Here is a 17,922-nt window from a genome sequence, read left to right on the forward strand (position 1 = left end):
CGACGATGCCGCGATCGCCTCGGTATCGATGAGTTCCCGGGAGGTGGATCGATGACTGTGCGTGAGGCCGCCGTGCGCGCAGGTGCCGAACACCTTCTCCAGGGCATCGGCCCCTTCCGCGCGTCGGCCTGATCTCGTCCGCGATTGCGCCGAGCGCCCGCTCGCGCAGCCGCGTCGACTCATCACCCGATCGATACGAAACGGATTCGTAGCATTGACTATTCGAACCTGGATCACGCGCGCCGAAACCGCCGCCGACATCCCCGCCGTCCACGCGGTCAACACCGCCGCATTCGACCGGCCCGACGAGGCCGACCTCGTCGAGGCACTACGCGCCGATCCGGCCTGGATCGACGGCCTGTCGATCGTGGCGACCGGACCGGACGACACAGTCGTCGGCTACGCGCTCCTGACTCGCTGTCATATCGGCGATATCCCGGCGCTGTGCCTGGGACCGTGCGCCGTACTGCCCGAGTATCAGTGCACCGGTGCCGGGGCGGCGGCCGTTCGTGCCGCATTGCGGGCCGCTGCCGACCGCGGCGAGCATTTCGTCACAGTGCTCGGCCACCCCGAGTACTACCCGCGGTTCGGTTTCCGGCGGGCAAGCCGATACGGCATCGATCTGAGCATCGATGTCCCCGATGACGCGCTGATGGCCCTCGCACTCGACGCGGACCATCCGCTCCCGGCGGGCCGTATCCGCTACGCCGCACCGTTCGGCGTCTGATCGCGGCTCGGTCGCGGCGGCCGCATCCGGTGGCCGTCGTGACCGGGCCCGCCCCCACTCCCGGGGGCGGCACGACCGGACATGCGAGAATCGCAGCCGTGACCGACGTGCCGACCACCCACCCACAGCATTCCAGCCCGGCGAGCCGCTTCTTCCAGGTTCATCTGCCGATGTTGCTGGTCGTGGTGGTGCTGCTGGTCGCGGTGGTCTTCGTGGCTCAGGACCGGTGGCGGCGCGGTGCGTTCTTCATCGGCGGGGCGACCCTGCTGGCGGCGGTGTTCCGGTTGTGCCTGCCGACGGCCCGGGTGGGGCTGCTGGCGGTGCGCAGCCGCCCGTTCGACATCGGCGCCTACACCGTGCTGGGCGGCGCGATCATCGTGCTGGCGGTCACCATCAGCAGCCTCGGCGTCGGCTGAACTCAGGACGCGCGGGCGTCCTGCGCGGCGCGCGCCAACTCCATCGTCTGCTCCAGCAATTTGCCGATCGCCTCGATCTCGGTGAGGAAACCGTCGTGGCCGTCGCGCGAATGCACGACTTCCAGGCCCTTGCAGCCGGGCAGGAGATCGGCCAGTTCCTGCTGAGTCCGCAACGGATACAACCGATCCGAGTCCACGCCGCCGACCACGCAGGGCACCGGGGTGGCGGCCAGCGCGGCCTCGATACCGCCGCGTCCGCGCCCGACGTCGTGCCGGTTCATGGCCTCGGTCAACAGCACGTAGGTGGCCGCGTCGAACCGCGCGACCAGCTTGTCGGCCTGATGTTCCAGATAACTCTGCACCGCGTAACGGCCACCGTCCCAAGGGTTTTCGTCACCCTGGGCGGTGTTGGCGAACCGATGGTCGAGTTCGAATTCGGTGCGGTAGGTCAGATGCGCGATCCGGCGCGCGATGCCCAGCCCGGCCTGCGGGCGGCGGCCGGTGTCGTGATAATTGCCGTCCTGCCAGTCCAGATCCGAGGTGATCGCGGCGATCTGGGTGGTCTGGGTGCCGATCTGATCCGCGGTGGCGCGGGCGCCGACCGCCAGCACCAGGGCCGCGTCGACGCGATCGGGATAGCCGACCATCCATTCCAGCACTCGCATGCCGCCCATCGAACCGCCGACCACCGCGGCGATGCGGGAGATGCCGAGCAGGTCCAGCAGCACCACTTCGGCGCTCACCTGGTCACGAATCGAAATCTCCGGAAAGCGTGCGCCCCAAGGCTTTCCGTCCGGTGCGAGAGACGAGGGGCCGGTGCTGCCCTGGCAACCACCCAGAACGTTGGTCGCGATCACGCACCAGCGATCGGTGTCCAATGCGGCGCCCGGTCCGACCAGTCCGTCCCACCAGCCCGGCAGGGCGTGCAGTTCGTCGGGCTGTCCGCAGACGTGTGAATCTCCGGTCAGCGCGTGCTCGACCAGCACCACGTTGTCCAGGCCGGGGGCCAGTTCGCCCCAGCGCTGCACGGCCAGCTCGACACCGGGGACGACCGCCCCGTTCTCGACGCGGACGTCGCCGATGCCGATGATGCCCACCGTGCCGTCCGCGGGTGGTAGCAGTGTCGTTGCGCCGGGGCGTGACGTGCTCGATTCGATACTCACGGTCACCGTGCCGTCACCACGTCGAGCCGTGCCAGGCCGTCTACTCCCGTGCCGTCGAGTCCCAGGATCCGCATCGGCCCGCGGACCTGCCGGAACACGGCGCGGGAGGCCGCCGGGTCGGCGCACGGCGAGAGCGCGCGCGTGGTCGAGGCGGTACGGAGGGCTGGGGCACACACATCCCCGATGGTAGCGATACGCCTACGCCGCTCCGCCGCCTCCACGCACTTGTCGACGATGGGCACGGTGGACTCACTCACTTGTTGCTCCTGACAGTCGCGCTTGCCCTCGGCTTTCGAGAGCCCGGTCAATCACCCGGAGCACCCCACCGCAACTGGAGGGTTGCCGGCCAGCGAGCCGGGGCTTGGCGCTGGCACTCATGACCTGCCGTGGATGGTAACAATCGGTCACGGCGGGGGCGAGGGTTGGGCTCGCCCGATTCGAGGTGGACGTTCGCGGTGTATGTCCGTCTCGCTGGCGACTGGACATCGCGCCGGTGTGACGGGGGTAGCTCTCAATGGGACCGCCCCTGTCAGTGAGACCCAGCGCACCAGTACGCTTGTCTTGTTTAGCACCAGGCGTCTCGTGGACAACGCGGGGCGTATACGTTGTCTGTTGAACAGCTGGGGTCCGCTCACAAGCGTGCTCGCCTGGCCGTGCAATGGGAGCACACCTTCCTTAGGAGGACACGAAGATCCATGTCCAAGATCAAGGTTGAAGGGACCGTCGTCGAACTCGACGGCGACGAGATGACCCGGATCATCTGGCAGTTCATCAAGGACAAGCTGATCCATCCGTACCTCGATGTGAACCTCGAGTACTACGACCTCGGCATCGAAACTCGCGACAAGACCGATGACCAGGTGACCGTCGACGCGGCCAACGCCATCAAGAAACACGGCGTCGGCGTCAAATGCGCCACCATCACCCCCGACGAGGCACGTGTCGAGGAATTCGGTCTCAAGAAGATGTGGCGTTCGCCGAACGGCACGATTCGTAACATCCTCGGCGGCACCATTTTCCGCGCGCCGATCATCATCTCCAACGTTCCGCGCCTGGTGCCCGGCTGGACCAAGCCGATCATCATCGGCCGTCACGCCTTCGGTGACCAGTACCGCGCCACCGACTTCAAGGTGCATCAGGCCGGCACCGTCACGATTCAGTTCACCCCGGAGGACGGCTCCGAGCCGATCGTCCACGAAGTGGTGAAGATGCCCGAGGACGGCGGCGTCGTCATGGGTATGTACAACTTCAAGAAGTCGATCGAGGACTTCGCGCGGGCGTCGCTGAACTACGGCCTGCAGCAGAACTACCCCGTCTACATGTCGACGAAGAACACCATCCTGAAGGCCTACGACGGCATGTTCAAGGACACCTTCCAGGAGATCTTCGAGACCGAGTTCAAGGACGAGTTCGCGGCCGCCGGACTGACCTACGAACACCGGCTGATCGACGATATGGTCGCCTCCGCGCTGAAGTGGGAAGGCGGCTACGTCTGGGCCTGCAAGAACTACGACGGCGACGTGCAGTCCGACACCGTGGCGCAGGGCTTCGGCTCGCTGGGCCTGATGACCTCGGTGCTGCTCACCCCGGACGGCCGCACCTGTGAGGCCGAGGCCGCGCACGGCACGGTGACCCGCCACTTCCGGCAGCACCAGCAGGGCAAGCCCACCTCCACGAACCCGATCGCCTCGATCTTCGCGTGGACGCGGGGTCTGGCGCATCGCGGCAAGCTGGACAACACCCCCGAGGTCATCGGCTTCGCGCAGACCCTCGAGGACGTCGTGATCAAGACCGTCGAGAGCGGCCAGATGACCAAGGATCTGGCGCTGCTGGTCGGCGGCAACCAGGGCTACCTGACCACCGAGGAATTCCTCGGTGTGCTCGACGCCAACCTGGCGCGCGAACTGAGCTGAACGCTCACGACCGGCCGGAATCCGGCGCGGCCGGTAGACATATCCGGGCACCCGCCCCCACCGATCCCGGTGGCCGCGGGTGCCCGAATTGCTGTCCGCACCCGATCGCGCGGCGTGTGAGGTATCCGACAGCGCGCCGGGCGCGGCCTCCGATGCGGAGAGAGCCGTTGTCCCGCAACGATTTCGATGCTCCTCGGACGGCGCCGGCGAGCGGGAGCCGGTTCCGGTGAGTCGAATCACCCCGGCCGCCGGTATCACCGCGACGGCCGCGTGTGTTGGCCACACCCGTGGCCGACTCAGCTCCCGTGCGTACCGCACCTCCCGTCGACTTCCCCTCGGGGTCATCTGCGAGTGACGCGTCGTCCCGTGCGGCGCTCGGCTCGGCGCCGGAGACTTCCCGCACCGGATGGCATGTTCCGGCGATGCTCGCGCTGGCGCTCGGCGGTTTCGGGATCGGCACCACCGAATTCGTCACCATGGGACTGCTGCCCGACATCGCCGCGGACCTGCATGTTTCCGAGCCCACCGGCGGACATGCCGTCTCGGCGTACGCGCTGGGCGTGGTGGTCGGCGCGCCCGTGATCGCGGCACTGTGCGCCCGCATGCCGCGCAAGCGCCTGCTGATCGCCCTGATGATCGCGTTCACCGTCGGAAATATCGCCTCGATGCTGGCCCCGGCGTTCCCGGCGTTGGTCGCCGCGCGTTTCGTCGCCGGTCTGCCGCACGGCGCCTACTTCGGTGTCGCCTCGCTGGCCGCCGCCTCGCTGGCGCCGGTGGGGCAGCGGGCCAAGGCCGTCGCCGCGGTGATGCTGGGCCTGAGTGCCGCCAACGTGGTGGGCGTCCCCGCGGCCACCTGGCTCGGGCAGGGGCTCGGCTGGCGTGATGCCTACGTGGTCGTCGCCGTCATCGGGCTCGCCACGGTCTTCGCGATCACCCGCTTCGTGCCCGATCTGCACGGCGTGCGGGTGACAGATCCGCGCACCGAACTGACCGCCCTGCGCCGCCCCCAGGTCCTGCTGACCCTGCTGGTCGGCGCGGTCGGCTTCGGCGGCATGTTCGCGGTGTACACCTACATCACCTCGACCCTCACCGATGTCGCCGGCATGGGTCAGGGCCTCGTGCCGATCGTGCTGGCACTGTTCGGCCTGGGCATGGTCGCGGGCAACATCGGCGGCGGCGTCCTCGCCGACCGCGGTGTGGACCGCTCGGTGTTCGTCGCGCTGATCGCGATGGTCGTGATTCTCGCGGCTTTCGTTGCGGCAGCCCACAATCCGTTCACCGCCGCCGCGGGCGCCTTCCTGGTCGGCGCCTCCGGAGCCGCACTGGCGCCCGGCCTGCAAACCCGCCTGATGGACGTCGCCCACGACGCCCAAACCCTCGCCGCCGCCCTCAACCACGCCGCGCTGAACATCGCCAACGCCGCCGGCGCCTGGCTGGGCGGCCTCGTGATCGCGGCGGGCCTCGGTTACACCGCACCCGCCGTCGTGGGCGCGGGCCTCGCCGTCGCGGGAGTGGTGCTGTTCACCATCACCGTGTGGTCGGCCCGCCGCGTGGCGCGACGCCGCGAACCGGTCGCCCCTCGCCTGTAGCTGACCGGGAGAACGCCGGGCAAGCTCCCCTTGTGCGACCCTCCGGCGTGGTTGAGTGATCCCGAGCAGGCGGCAGAACTCGACCGGGAGGTCAGGATGGATCCGCAGGAACAGTGGAGCGGCGGTGACGGTGCGCGGCGGCGGGCGGCGTTGTATGCCGCCGCCCGGACCGCGGTGACGACGATCGTGCTCGTCGCGCTGTATTTCGTCCTGCCCTTTCATCATCTGGACAAGCTCGGCCCGCTACTGGGCCTGTGTGGTGGTCTGGTGTTGGTCGTCGTGCTCATCGTGCGGCAGGCCACGCGCATCGTCGCCGCGCCGTATCCCGGACTCCGCGGAGCCGAGGCGCTGACCATGATCGCGGTGGTGTTCATTCTCGTATTCGCCACGACGTATGTATTGATGTCGTCGGCCGCGCCGGACAGTTTCACAATCCTGCTGACCCGCGTCGATTCCCTCTACTTCACGGTGACCGTGCTGGGAACGGTCGGTTTCGGCGACATCGCTGCGACCTCGCAGGCCGCCCGCGTCATGGTGACTGTGCAGATCCTGGCCGATCTGGCGCTCATCGGCGCCGGCGTGCGTGTGGTGCTGGCCGCTATCCAGCGCGGCCGTGCGGCGCGCGAGCCCGAGTGAGTTTCATGCACGTGTGTATGTAAGTGTAGGATTTCCGAATGGCCAGATCTGTCGTCGGTAAGCCGCCGCGTCGTACGCAGGAGCAGCGCAGCAGTGAGATGCGGGTGCGGCTGCTCGACGCGACCATCGATTGCCTGGTCGAATACGGCTATGCGGGCACCACGACGCCGCGCGTCGCGGAACGGGCCGGGGTCACTCGCGGCGCTCAGGTGCACCACTTCGGTTCCAAGACGGATCTGGTGGTGGCCGCCATCTCGCATCTGGCGCAGCGGCGCACCGAGGCCGCGATGAAGGAGCTGGGCCGGTTGCGCGCCGGCGACGATCCGATCGGCGCCACCCTCGACGCGATGTGGGAGCTGCATCAAGGACCGCTGTTCATCGCGGCCATGGAGCTGTGGGTGGCCGGGCGCACCGATCCGGTGCTGGCCGCCGAGGCCGAGAAGGTCGAGCCGTTCGTCAACAACGCCGTCCTGATGGCGGTATCGCAATTGGTCCCGGACGAATTGCGGCGCAAGGAAGTTCGGGACTTCGCCTATACCGCGATGGACACCTTGCGCGGAATTCTGGTCTCCAACTTCGTATCCCCCGATCCGGAGCGTGCCCACCGCCGCTGGCAGCGAGCTTCCGCGCATCTGCGCCGGGCCGCCGAATCCGCACTGCCGGGCCTGGGAATCGGGGGCTGAGAGCTCTCGAAGGCTCCGCGCCGGCGCCGAGGCGCGAGCTGTAGCGAGCTACAGATGCACCTGTACGTATCAACACAAACGTCCTAACTGGGCATACCTCCCGATCCGGCAGCGACCTCACGCACCCTATTGCGCATTTACATACAGCTCCGTATGTTTGTTTCCAGTTCGATCGGAACGGATCGACCACTGCCGCTCGCCGGGGCGGCCGACTGGGAGAAGGGTGGTTCGATGACGAACAAGGTCTACGTCGTCGGCGTCGGAATGACGAAGTTCGAGAAACCGGGGCGACGGCAGGTCGAGGAGGCCGACGGGACGACCCGCGCGTGGGACTACCCGGATATGGCCCGCGAATCCGGCACCAAGGCGCTGGCCGACGCCGGAATCGACTATCGCGAGGTGCAGCAGGCTTACGTCGGCTACGTCTACGGCGAGTCCACCTCCGGCCAGCGCGCGGTCTACGAACTGGGGATGACCGGTATCCCGGTGATCAACGTGAACAACAACTGTTCCACCGGATCCACCGCGCTCTACCTTGCGGCACAGGCGATTCGGGGCGGGCTGGCCGACTGCACGCTGGCGCTGGGCTTCGAGAAGATGCAGCCCGGATCGCTCGGCTCCACCTGGGACGACCGCGAGCAGCCGATGGCCAAGCACATGATGGCGCTGGCCGAGATCTCCGAAGTGCTGTTCCCGCCGGCGCCGTGGATGTTCGGCGCCGCGGGCCGCGAACATATGAAGCAGTACGGCACCACCGCGGAGCATTTCGCGAAGATCGGGTACAAGAATCACAAGCAATCGGTGAACAACCCGTATTCGCAGTTCCAGGACGAGTATTCGCTCGACGACATCCTGGGCGCGCGGATGATCTACGACCCGCTCACCAAGCTGCAGTGCTCGCCGACCTCGGACGGTTCGGGCGCGGTGGTGCTCGCCTCCGAGGACTTCGTCGACCGCCACGGTCTGGCCGGGCGGGCGGTGGAGATCGTGGGCCAGGCGATGACCACCGATTTCGCGTCCACCTTCGACGGCACCGCGAAGAACCTCATCGGCTACGACATGAATGTGCAAGCCGCGCAGCAGGTGTACCGGCAGTCGGGCCTGGGCCCGCAGGACTTCCAGGTGATCGAACTGCACGACTGCTTCTCCGCCAACGAACTGCTGCTCTACGAGGCGCTGGGCCTGTGCGGCGAGGGTGAGGCCGGCAGCCTCATCGACGGCGAGCAGACGACCTACGGCGGCAAGTGGGTGGTCAACCCCTCCGGCGGCCTCATCTCCAAGGGGCATCCGCTGGGCGCGACGGGTTTGGCGCAATGCAGCGAGCTCACCTGGCAGCTGCGCGGCGAGGCCGACAAGCGTCAGGTGGACGGCGTCACCGCCGCGCTGCAGCACAACATCGGCCTCGGCGGAGCCGCGGTCGTCACCGCCTACCAGCGCGCCGAGCGCTGAAAGGAGTACGAGCATGGGTCACATCGAAGCCACCAAGAACCTCAACGCCACCCCGGACGCGCTGTGGGCGGTCGTCTCGGATCCGCAGACCTGGGACAGGTGGTTCACCATCCACGAGCGCTGGATGGAGGAACCGCCGGCCACGCTCACCACGGGCTCGAAGCTGGTCGCCAAGATCATGATGCTCGGCATGGCGAACAAGATGGAATGGGTTGTCGAGGAGGTGAATTCGCCGAACAACCTGGTGCTCAGCGGCGCCGGTATGGCCGGAGTGAAGGTGAAGTTCTCCTTCGACATCACGCCCGAAGGGGCCGGCAGCACGTTCTCGGTCTCCGGCGATTTCGAGGGCGCGCTCATCAAGGGCGCGCTCGGCAAGGCGGTGGAGAAGGACGGTGCCAAGCAGCTGGACACCACCCTCGACCAACTCGACGCGCTCGCGACGGCATAGCGAGGCGCATATGGCCACCGAAACAGCACCCCGGCCCGTGGAATTCGACGACGCCGGCCTCGACGTCTGGTCCGACGAGGAACGATTCGAGGTCACCCGGGAGCGGATCGCCGAGTACGCCGCGGCCACCAACGACCCGATTCCGGCCCACCTGTCCGGCGGTATCGCCTCACCCGTCTTCGCCATCGTGCCCGTCTTCGAGGCGATGATGATGCCCGTCATCGACGTCGTCCCGATGGACATCTTCGGCCGAGTCGTGCACGGCGAGCAGGACTTTCACTTCCACCGCCCGATCCGGCCCGGTGATCGGCTGGTCTCGCGGGCCAAGGCGGTCGGCTACGAGGGCCGGGAGAACGGCACCACCATCACCATTCTCATCGAGTGCCGGGACTCCGAGGGTGAGCTGGTCAACGAGCAGTACCTGACCGCCTTCTTCCGCAACATCGATGTCGGCAAGCGGGTCGGTGAGAGCGCGCCGGCGCACAAGTTCGATCCGGAACTGGAGGCGCAGCCGCCCCTGGCCCGGGTCGCCGCCCACGTGGACGACGATCAGACCTACCGCTACGCCCCCGCCTCCGGCGATCCGGTGCCGCTGCACCTGGACGAGCAGGTCGCCAAGGATGCCGGACTGCCCGGCATCATCGCGCACGGTCTGTGCACGATGGCGATGTCGTCGTGGGCGGTCCTCACCGAGGTCGCCGGTTCCGATGTGCACCGGTTGAAGCGTTTCGCGGTGCGCTTCTCGAAGATGGTGTTCCCCGGCGACGATCTGGAGACGCAGATCTGGAAGGTCGGCTCGACCGGCTCCGACACCACGTACGCGTTCCGCACCGCGCGCGGAACCGATCTCGTTCTGACCGACGGCCTGGCGGTCGTCGCCGACAACTCGTAGCCGAGGAGACTTTCATGGGTGTATTGGATGGGCGGGTCGCCGTCATCACCGGCGCCGGCCGCGGCATCGGACGCGAACACGCGCTGTTGTTCGCGCGCGAGGGCGCCGCGGTGGTGGTGAACGATCTGGGCGGGAGCAACGCCGGAGAGGGCGCCGACGCCGGACCGGCGCAGCAGGTGGTGGAGGAGATCCGGGCCGCGGGCGGGAAGGCGGTGGCCAACACCGACAACGTGGCGCAGTGGGACGGTGCGAAAAACCTGGTGGCCCAGGCGATCTCGGAATTCGGCACACTCGACGTCGTGATCAACAACGCCGGCATCCTGCGTGACGGGTTCATCGCCGGACTGGAGGAATCGCAGTGGGACGCGGTCATCGCGGTGCACCTGAAGGGCCACTTCAACGTGCTGCGCCATGCCGCGGCGTACTGGAAGGACCAGTCGAAGGCCGGTAAGCAGCCCAATGCCGCCGTCGTCAACACCGCCTCGGCCTCCGGCGTCACCCTGCCCAACGCCGGCCAGGCGAACTACGGCGCGGCAAAGGCCGGTATCGCCGCGTTGACCCTGGTCGCGGCCGAGGAACTGGAACGCTACGGCGTGCGGGTCAACGCCATCGCCCCGATGGCGCGCACCCGCTTGACCCTGGCCACACCCGGTATGGGCGCGATCTTCGCCGCCGAGGTGGGCGAAGGCGAATTCGACGCCTTCAGCCCGGCCAACATCTCGCCGCTGGTCGCCTATCTGGCCACCGACAAATGCCCGGTCACCGGCAAGGTCTTCGCCGTCCAGGGCGGGGCCATCTCCGAACTCGGCGGCTGGCACGACGTGAAGACCATCGAAACCGACGGCCCCTGGCTGATCGACGACATCGCAGCCCGGCTGCCCTGACGCTGGAGGAGAATGACGATGTTCGAATGGTCCGAGACCGACGAGATGATCCGCGCGGCCGTGCGCGCCTTCATCGACAAGGAGATCCGGCCGCATCTGGACGCCCTCGACAGCGGTGAGATGCCGCCGTATCCGATTTTGCGAAAACTGTTCGGCGAGTTCGGCATCGACGCCATGGGCGCCGAGGCGATCGAGAAGATGCTCGCCAAGCAGCGTGCCGCCGAGGCCGCGCCGGACGAGGCCGGACAGCGCGACAAGAAACCCAGGTCCGGCAGTGACCCGTTCGGCGAGCAGCAGTCGTTGATGGCGGTGCTGATCAGCGAATTATCCGGCGTCAGTATGGGTTTGGTCGCCGCGATGGGCGTCTCGATCGGTCTCGGCGCGGCCACCATCATGTCGCGCGGCACGCTCGCGCAGAAGGAACGCTGGCTCGCCGATATCGTGACCTTGAAGAAGGTCGCGGCCTGGGCCATCACGGAACCGGATTCGGGTTCGGATGCCTTCGGCGGCATGAAGACCTCGGTCAAGCGCGACGGCGAGGACTATATCCTCAACGGCCAGAAGACCTTCATCACCAACGGTCCGTACGCCGACGTGGTGGTCGTCTACGCCAAACTCGACGAGGGCGACGGCACCGACAAACGCGATCGCAAGGTGCTCACCTTCGTCCTCGACAAGGGCATGGAGGGCTTCACCCAGGGCAAACCGTTCAAGAAGATGGGTTTGCACTCCTCACCCACCGGCGAATTGTTCTTCGACAACGTGCGATTGGGCAAGGACCGGCTGCTCGGTGAGACCGAGGAGCACAAGGGCGGCGACGGGCGGGAAAGCGCGCGAACGAGTTTCGTCGCCGAGCGGGTGGGCGTGGGCTTCATGGCACTGGGCATCATCAACGAATGTCACCGGCTCTGTGTGGAATACGCCAAGACTCGCATGCTGTGGGGTCAGGAGATCGGCCGCTTCCAGTTGGTGCAGCTCAAGCTCGCGAAGATGGAGATCGCCCGCATCAACGTGCAGAACATGGTCTTCAACACCCTCGAACGCGGCCGCGCGGGCAAACCGCCGACCCTGGCCGAGGCGTCGGCGATCAAGCTGTACTGCTCGGAGACGGCCACCGAGGTCGCGATGGAGGCCGTGCAACTGTTCGGCGGTAACGGTTACATGCAGGAATACCGCGTCGAGCAACTCGCCCGCGACGCCAAGTCGCTGATGATCTACGCCGGCAGCAACGAGATCCAGGTGACCCATATCGCGAAGGGCCTGCTGGGCCGGTGATCGCCACGTGATGGCGGCCGGCGGATCGGCGCCGAGGGGTTCGAACCGATCCGCCGGCCTTTCTCACACCGCCCGCAGACGCGTGCGGCTGGCATAGACGTGCTCGGCGATGAGGGTCGCGATGCGGTCGGGAGCTTCCAGCATCGGGACGTGACCCACGCCGTGCACCAGGATGCGGTCTGCCGTCTCGGGCAGTTCCCGCAGAAAACGCTTGGCGTACATGCGGTTCGGGATGATCCGGTCGAATTCGCACATCAGCAGGCGCACCGGCGTCCGCACGCTGGACAGATCGTCGAGAACCGCCATCCGCAGACCGCTGACGATCAGCGGCAGCATGGCCGCACAGTGGGTCGCCGACATGATCGCCGCTTCCACTCCGCGTCGCGGCGCCGCGGCGATGTTCTTGCTCAGCAACATGGCGGTGGCCCGCCGGACCGGCGCGCTGAACCGGATCCAGGCCGGTAGACGCTTGCCGATTTCGACGATCGGCAGCAGCATCAGGAACTCCAGCCCCACCCGCAACTGCGCCAGCGACGGATTGTGCCATCCACCGGCGGGTGCGATGGCGGTGAGCGTGCGCGCCCGGCCACGGCGGGCCAATTCGAAGCCGACCCAGCCGCCGAGCGAGTTGCCCGCGATATGGCAGGTGCGCCAACCCAATTCGTCGAGCTGTTCCTCGACCCGGTCGGCGAGCAGATTCACGTCGATGTACCAGCCGCTGAGGTCGGGGCCGCCCCAGTGGCCGGCGAAGGCCGGAGCGAACACCTCGCAAGTAGCGGACAATCGGGACGCGACGTCCTCCCAGCAGTGCGGCGACATCAGGAATCCGTGCAACAGCAGCAGCGGATCGCCCGATCCGGTGTGCAGGGCTGTCATCGGCGCAAGGGAGGTGGCGGGTTGGGTGGTGCCGGACGTCATCGTCGTCACCCCTTCCGAATCGGCGGCGGCCTGCTCGGCGTGGCCGCGATGTCCGCGAGGACGGGTTGATTCCCGCATTGTACGGTCGATACGTGGCCCGCATCATCAGTTCCGTCAACGTCAATGGCATACGCGCAGCTACCGGCAAGACCGGGAAGGGGATGCTCGAATGGCTCGCAGTGACCGAGGCCGACATCATCTGCCTGCAGGAGACCCGGGCAACCGATGACCAGACCCGCAAGGCACTGGCGCCCGTCCTCGACGCCGGGTGGTTCCTCGCCCACGCCGAGCCGGGCGCCAAGGGCCGCGCCGGGGTGGGAATTCTGTCCCGCCGTGAGCCCACCCGCGTGCGAATCGGCTTCGGCAGTACCGAATTCGACGGCGTCGGCCGCTACGTGGAGGCCGATTTCGACGACGTCACCGTCGCGAGCGTGTACGTGCACACCGGTGAGGCCGACACTCCCATGCAGGACGAGAAATATCGTTTCCTAGGCGAACTGGGCGCGCATATGAAGGCACAGACCCGCGATTTCGTGATCTGCGGCGACTGGAACGTCGCGCACACCGAACTCGACATCAAGAATTGGAAGGGCAACGTCAAGAATTCCGGCTTCCTGCCGGGGGAGCGGGCCTGGATCGACGAGATGCTGGCCGCGGGCTATGTCGACGTGGTCCGCCAACTCCATCCGGGCGTGCCTGGCCCCTACAGCTGGTGGTCCTATCGTGGCCGCGCCTACGACAACGACGCCGGCTGGCGCATCGACTACCACCTCGCGCGCGGTGCGATCGCCGGGCGCGCGAAGCAGGCCGTGGTCGAACGCGCGCCCGAATACGCGCTGCGCTGGTCGGACCATGCTCCGGTCACCGTGCAATACCGCTGAACGCGATACCGCTGAACCCTGATCGACCGACTGCGGTGGGAACATCGTCTCCACACCGCGTGCCCGTCAGCGTGGACGGGACTCCGCAAGTCCGACAGCACCGATGAACAGGCACCGATGAACATGTCCGACAAGAGAATTCGCATCCTGATGGTTCTGGGTGGGCTGGTGATCGCGGCGATCGTGGCCGGCGTCCTGGGCCTGCGCGGCGGTTCCGCCACGCACGACACCGCGAGTTCGGTGGCGGCGACCGTGCACTCCACCAAGGAGGCGCAGTCCACCACCCAGGCTCCCAAGCCCGCGCCCGGCAACGGCGCCACACCCGCCGCGTCGGCGACCCGGGCGCCGGGCGTGCCCGATCGCGCCTACGCCACCCTCGTCGAGATCGACGCCGGACGCTGGCCCGGTTCGGCGAACGCGCCGGGCACCAAGGGCGGCGATCAGTGGATGAACCGCGCCGGAACCCTGCCGAAGACCGACTCGAGCGGTAAGGCGATCACGTATCAGGAATGGGACGTCAACCCGAAGCAACGCGGCCAGACCCGGGACGCCGAGCGCATCGTGACCGGCAGCGACGGGTCGGCGTACTACACCGGCGACCACTACCAGACCTTCACGAGGATGCGCTGATGGCCGAAACCATGTCGTTGTCGCAGTTCCTGGCCCCGGCGGCCGCCGGCTCCGACGCGGCTGCGGCGCGCGTGGACGCGCGTTCCCGCCGGACCGCCGGCGGCCCGGTACTCGGCGCGCTCGACGTCGGCGCCGGACCGTTCAGCGGTGTGCGTTTTCAGGTCCCCGACGGTTATATCGCCCGCGAGGTCCGCGGCGCGAAAATGCGCACCACCGCAGGAGTATTCGACGAATTCGCCGCCGCCCTGCAGTTTCCCTACTATTTCGGCGACAACCGCGACGCCTTCGACGAATGCCTGCGCGACCTGGACGAATTCGTCGGTGAGGCGCCGGGATACGTTGTCGTGATCCGTGATTCGAGCGGGCTGCTGGCCGACCAGCGCGAGGATCTGGAATGGTTCGCCGACGCGATGACCCAGGCGGCCGAATACTGGGCCGCGAAGGGCACGGTCTTCCGGGTGGTGCTGCAACAGCGTCCGGCGGTGTTGTCGCCCGTCGAACTCAGCATGGCCGACCCGGCCTGAGGAAGCGGCTCAGCGGAGCCGCTGTGCGAGATCCTCGCCGAGGAGGACGAACACGTCGGTGGTCTCGTCGATGAGCTGTTCCCGGGTCATATCGATATCGCCCTGCAACCAGCTGGTGAGCGTCTGCACCAGCCCGCCCACCAGGTAGGTCGCGCGGAAACCGATCGCCGGGTCCGGCGTGGGCGTGCCCAGGCTGTAGAAGTCGATGCCGCGGGCGGCGACCAGGTTCGCGAACGACGCGATGCTCTGCAGCGTGCGTGAGCGCAGCTCCGGCGTGGAGGCGCTCACCGCCAGCGCCACCTGGGCCTTGCGTGGGTCGTCGGTCAGCACGTGGATACCGGCGGCGACGGCCGCGTGGGCCATCGTGCGCGTTTCGCGCTGGGTGCGGCGCGCGGACGCATCGGCGGGGTTGTCGCCGTCGCCGGACGCGCCGGCCACCTCCTGCAGCGCCCGCACGATGGCGTTCGCGAGTTCCTCGGCGATGCTGTCGAACAGCGCGGTGAGCACGGCCTCGCGGCCGGTGAACTGTTCGTAGTAGTAGCGCTCGTTCAGCCCGGCCTGGGCGCACAGCCCGGCGACCGTCAGCTTGTCCACGCCCTGGGTGCCGATGATCTCGAGAGCCGCGTCGAGCAGCGCGGCACGCCGGCCCGCGCGCCGTTCGGCGGCCGAGATACCGCCATAGGTCCGCTGTGCCGTCACGGTCCGATTGTGGCACGGCCGCGTTTCTGGCATGGGCTATTGCCAGAAGTGGGTTTCTGGTGGATGCTATTGCCAGATTCCATGCGAGGAGGGCGACGATGCCTGGTCCGGGATATTTCTCCGACGATTCGATGATCCGCCGGGTGATGCGCAAACGCGCGGTGGGACTGACGTACGGCCTGCGGGCGCTGGTGATCGGCGCGGTCCATCCGTTGCTGTTCGTCGGCACCGCCGAGAACACCGCCCACCGAGCCACCCCCTACACGCGTCTCGCGCTCACCGGTCGCCTGTTCGAGGCGGTATTCCTCGGCGACAAGGACGAGGCCGACCGCGCGCTGGCGTTCACCCGCAAGCGGCATCTCCCCGTCGACGGTGTGCTGCCCGAGGACGCGGGTCCGCATCATCCGGCGGGTTCGCACTACTCCGCGCTGGACCCGCACCTGATGTTCATGACCATGGCGTTCACCGCCGACTCCGCCGAGGTCATGCACGACCTGCTGGTGCGCAAACTGACTGCGGGCGAGCGGGAGGATCTGTACCAGGACTACGTGCGCTGGGGCGAGTTGTTCGGTATGCCGCGTTCGGCCGCGCCCGCCGACTATCCGGCCTTCCGGCGATCTTTCGATGCCTACCTCGCCTCGGACGAGCTGTATCTGACCGACGAGGCGCGGCTCGTGGGCTCGTATCTGGCGGGTAAGCAGGTGCCGCATCCGCTGCCGCGCCCGTTCCAGCAGGCCAGCAGCGGGGCGCATCTGCTGGTCCAGGGCTCGCTGCCGCCGCGGATCCGGCGGATGTACGACATTCGCTGGGGCCGGCGTGAAGAGCTCGCGTTCCGGGGACTCGCGCAGGCCGTGCGCACCGCCCACGTGCGCCCGCCGTTAGCGCCGCCGGTGCTGCGCGACACCCTGTCCGGCCCGAGCGCCCCGGTCTATCGCCTGATCACGCGGCGGGAGAAAGACCTGGTCGCCAGCGGTAGGTCCAGCATGCCGGGGGTGGATCCGCGCAACTACGCCGAACGGCACGCGGTCTGAGCGACGCCGCCCCGCACGCCGCCGAGAGCGCCGGCCGTGCGGGGTGGCGCACGTCCTCGCTCCCTCGGAAAAAAACGCTTGGGCGTGCATGGGAAGATCGGTTCATGTCCAGTCCTGCCCCCAGCGAACGCAAGCAGCGGGTCCTCTCCGGCGTCCAGCCGACCAGCGACTCCTTCCACCTCGGCAACTACCTTGGTGCGCTGCAGTATTGGGCTCCGCTGCAGGACGACTACGAGGCGCTCTACTTCATTCCGGATATGCACGCCATCACGGTGTCGCAGGACCCCAAGCAGCTGCGCAGCCGCACCGTGCGCAGTGTCGCGCAGCTGCTCGCGATGGGTATCGACCCCAAGCGGTCCACCCTGTTCGTGCAGAGCCAGGTGCCCGAGCACGCCGAGCTCACCTGGGTGCTGAGCTGCATCACCGGCTTCGGCGAGGCCAGCCGGATGACCCAGTTCAAGGACAAGTCGGCCAAACAGGGATCCGACAACGCCACCGTCGGCCTGTTCACCTACCCGATCCTGATGGCCGCCGACATCCTGCTGTACCGCCCGCAGCTGGTACCGGTCGGTGAGGATCAGCGCCAGCACCTGGAATTGACGCGAAATCTGGCGCAGCGCTTCAACACTCGCTTCAAGAAGACCTTCGTGGTGCCCGAGCCGCATATCGTCACCGGCACGGCGAAGATCTACGACCTGCAGGATCCGACCTCGAAGATGAGCAAGTCCGCCGCCAGCGACGCGGGCCTGATCAATCTGCTCGACGATCCGAAGGTCTCGGCGAAGAAGATCCGCTCGGCCGTCACCGACACCGAGCGGGAGATCCGCTACGACCCGGAGACCAAACCGGGCGTCAGCAACCTGCTGGTGATCCTGTCCTCGCTCACCGACACGCCCATCGTGACACTCGAAAAAGGCTTCGAGGGTAAGGGATATGGCGAGCTCAAGGCCGATGTGGCCGACGCCCTGGTGGAATTCGTGACACCGCTGCAGGCGAAAGTGCAAGAGTATCTGGACGATCAGGGCGAACTCGATCGCATCCTCGCCACCGGAGCCGAGCAGGCGCGCGAGATCGCCGGTAAGACCCTCGCGCAGGTGTACGACCGAGTGGGTTTCCTGCACCGCTGATCTGCGCCGCGCGAGGCCGTGTTGCGGTTGAACAGGT

At 67.4% G+C, this 17,922-nt stretch carries 20 protein-coding genes and 1 riboswitch; of the genes, 16 read left to right on the plus strand and 4 right to left on the minus strand.

What is annotated here, in order from left to right; translation table 11 throughout:
* Positions 1–214 precede the first annotated feature (214 nt).
* Both IG65_RS0104510 and IG65_RS0104515 read left to right on the plus strand, forming a co-directional pair.
* Positions 215–727: a GNAT family N-acetyltransferase gene (locus IG65_RS0104510; protein WP_030513538.1), complete on the plus strand. Its 513-nt coding sequence runs from the start codon at positions 215–217 to the stop codon at positions 725–727.
* A 170-nt stretch (positions 728–897) separates the two neighbouring features.
* Complete coding sequence (locus IG65_RS0104515; protein WP_081879271.1) at positions 898–1,143, plus strand: DUF3017 domain-containing protein; 246 nt, start codon at positions 898–900, stop codon at positions 1,141–1,143.
* Positions 1,144–1,145: 2 nt separating this feature from the next.
* On the opposite strand, the gene IG65_RS0104520 is transcribed toward IG65_RS0104515, so the two are convergent.
* On the minus strand, positions 1,146–2,306 hold the full coding sequence (locus IG65_RS0104520) for a homoserine O-acetyltransferase (protein WP_051755398.1): 1,161 nt from the start codon (positions 2,304–2,306) through the stop codon (positions 1,146–1,148).
* A gap of 2 nt (positions 2,307–2,308) precedes the next feature.
* Positions 2,309–2,563 carry a hypothetical protein gene (locus IG65_RS0104525; protein WP_030513541.1) on the minus strand — a complete coding sequence of 85 codons (255 nt, stop codon included), beginning with the start codon at positions 2,561–2,563 and terminating at the stop codon, positions 2,309–2,311.
* Between the two features lie 13 nt (positions 2,564–2,576).
* Positions 2,577–2,688: riboswitch (SAM riboswitch) on the minus strand.
* A 313-nt stretch (positions 2,689–3,001) separates the two neighbouring features.
* On the opposite strand from IG65_RS0104525, the gene IG65_RS0104530 reads away from it, so the two are divergent.
* The 9 genes from IG65_RS0104530 to IG65_RS0104570 all read left to right on the plus strand — a co-directional run bounded on the left by IG65_RS0104530 (position 3,002) and on the right by IG65_RS0104570 (position 12,075).
* Positions 3,002–4,219 carry an NADP-dependent isocitrate dehydrogenase gene (locus IG65_RS0104530; protein WP_030513542.1) on the plus strand — a complete coding sequence of 406 codons (1,218 nt, stop codon included), beginning with the start codon at positions 3,002–3,004 and terminating at the stop codon, positions 4,217–4,219.
* A 305-nt stretch (positions 4,220–4,524) separates the two neighbouring features.
* A complete protein-coding gene (locus IG65_RS0104535) occupies positions 4,525–5,808 on the plus strand; it encodes an MFS transporter (protein ID WP_231509052.1) in 1,284 nt (427 codons plus the stop codon).
* Positions 5,809–5,859: 51 nt separating this feature from the next.
* Positions 5,860–6,444, plus strand: a complete 585-nt coding sequence (locus tag IG65_RS0104540; RefSeq protein WP_156055483.1) for a potassium channel family protein — start codon at positions 5,860–5,862, stop codon at positions 6,442–6,444.
* Between the two features lie 38 nt (positions 6,445–6,482).
* Complete coding sequence (locus IG65_RS0104545; RefSeq protein ID WP_030513545.1) at positions 6,483–7,127, plus strand: TetR/AcrR family transcriptional regulator; 645 nt, start codon at positions 6,483–6,485, stop codon at positions 7,125–7,127.
* Between the two features lie 231 nt (positions 7,128–7,358).
* On the plus strand, positions 7,359–8,576 hold the full coding sequence (locus tag IG65_RS0104550; protein WP_030513546.1) for a lipid-transfer protein: 1,218 nt from the start codon (positions 7,359–7,361) through the stop codon (positions 8,574–8,576).
* Positions 8,577–8,589: 13 nt separating this feature from the next.
* A complete protein-coding gene (locus IG65_RS0104555) occupies positions 8,590–9,024 on the plus strand; it encodes an SRPBCC family protein (protein WP_030513547.1) in 435 nt (144 codons plus the stop codon).
* Between the two features lie 10 nt (positions 9,025–9,034).
* Positions 9,035–9,916, plus strand: a complete 882-nt coding sequence (locus IG65_RS0104560; protein ID WP_030513548.1) for a MaoC/PaaZ C-terminal domain-containing protein — start codon at positions 9,035–9,037, stop codon at positions 9,914–9,916.
* 14 nt (positions 9,917–9,930) lie between these two features.
* The gene (locus IG65_RS0104565; RefSeq protein ID WP_030513549.1) at positions 9,931–10,800 is read left to right on the plus strand and encodes an SDR family oxidoreductase; all 870 of its coding nucleotides are present in this window, start codon (positions 9,931–9,933) and stop codon (positions 10,798–10,800) included.
* A gap of 18 nt (positions 10,801–10,818) precedes the next feature.
* Positions 10,819–12,075, plus strand: coding sequence for an acyl-CoA dehydrogenase family protein (locus tag IG65_RS0104570; RefSeq protein ID WP_030513550.1), 1,257 nt, complete (start codon positions 10,819–10,821; stop codon positions 12,073–12,075).
* Positions 12,076–12,138: 63 nt separating this feature from the next.
* On the opposite strand, the gene IG65_RS0104575 is transcribed toward IG65_RS0104570, so the two are convergent.
* Positions 12,139–13,071, minus strand: a complete 933-nt coding sequence (locus tag IG65_RS0104575) for an alpha/beta fold hydrolase (protein WP_228796222.1) — start codon at positions 13,069–13,071, stop codon at positions 12,139–12,141.
* Positions 13,072–13,085: 14 nt separating this feature from the next.
* On the opposite strand from IG65_RS0104575, the gene IG65_RS0104580 reads away from it, so the two are divergent.
* The 3 genes from IG65_RS0104580 to IG65_RS0104590 all read left to right on the plus strand — a co-directional run bounded on the left by IG65_RS0104580 (position 13,086) and on the right by IG65_RS0104590 (position 15,028).
* Complete coding sequence (locus IG65_RS0104580; RefSeq protein ID WP_030513552.1) at positions 13,086–13,874, plus strand: exodeoxyribonuclease III; 789 nt, start codon at positions 13,086–13,088, stop codon at positions 13,872–13,874.
* 117 nt (positions 13,875–13,991) lie between these two features.
* Positions 13,992–14,504: a ribonuclease domain-containing protein gene (locus IG65_RS0104585; RefSeq protein ID WP_030513553.1), complete on the plus strand. Its 513-nt coding sequence runs from the start codon at positions 13,992–13,994 to the stop codon at positions 14,502–14,504.
* On the plus strand, positions 14,504–15,028 hold the full coding sequence (locus IG65_RS0104590) for a barstar family protein (RefSeq protein ID WP_036523121.1): 525 nt from the start codon (positions 14,504–14,506) through the stop codon (positions 15,026–15,028). The genes IG65_RS0104585 and IG65_RS0104590 overlap by 1 nt, the downstream gene beginning before the upstream one ends.
* 9 nt (positions 15,029–15,037) lie before the next feature.
* Here the strand turns inward: IG65_RS0104590 and IG65_RS0104595 are convergent, their stop codons facing one another.
* Positions 15,038–15,727, minus strand: coding sequence for a TetR/AcrR family transcriptional regulator (locus IG65_RS0104595; RefSeq protein ID WP_036523124.1), 690 nt, complete (start codon positions 15,725–15,727; stop codon positions 15,038–15,040).
* Positions 15,728–15,825: 98 nt separating this feature from the next.
* On the opposite strand from IG65_RS0104595, the gene IG65_RS0104600 reads away from it, so the two are divergent.
* Positions 15,826–16,758, plus strand: coding sequence for an oxygenase MpaB family protein (locus IG65_RS0104600; protein WP_030513556.1), 933 nt, complete (start codon positions 15,826–15,828; stop codon positions 16,756–16,758).
* 104 nt (positions 16,759–16,862) lie between these two features.
* Positions 16,863–17,885 carry a tryptophan--tRNA ligase gene (gene trpS, locus IG65_RS0104605; protein WP_030513557.1) on the plus strand — a complete coding sequence of 341 codons (1,023 nt, stop codon included), beginning with the start codon at positions 16,863–16,865 and terminating at the stop codon, positions 17,883–17,885.
* Positions 17,886–17,922 lie beyond the last annotated feature (37 nt).

Source organism: Nocardia sp. NRRL WC-3656 (genome assembly GCF_000720265.1).
GTDB classification, from domain to species: domain Bacteria; phylum Actinomycetota; class Actinomycetes; order Mycobacteriales; family Mycobacteriaceae; genus Nocardia; species Nocardia nova.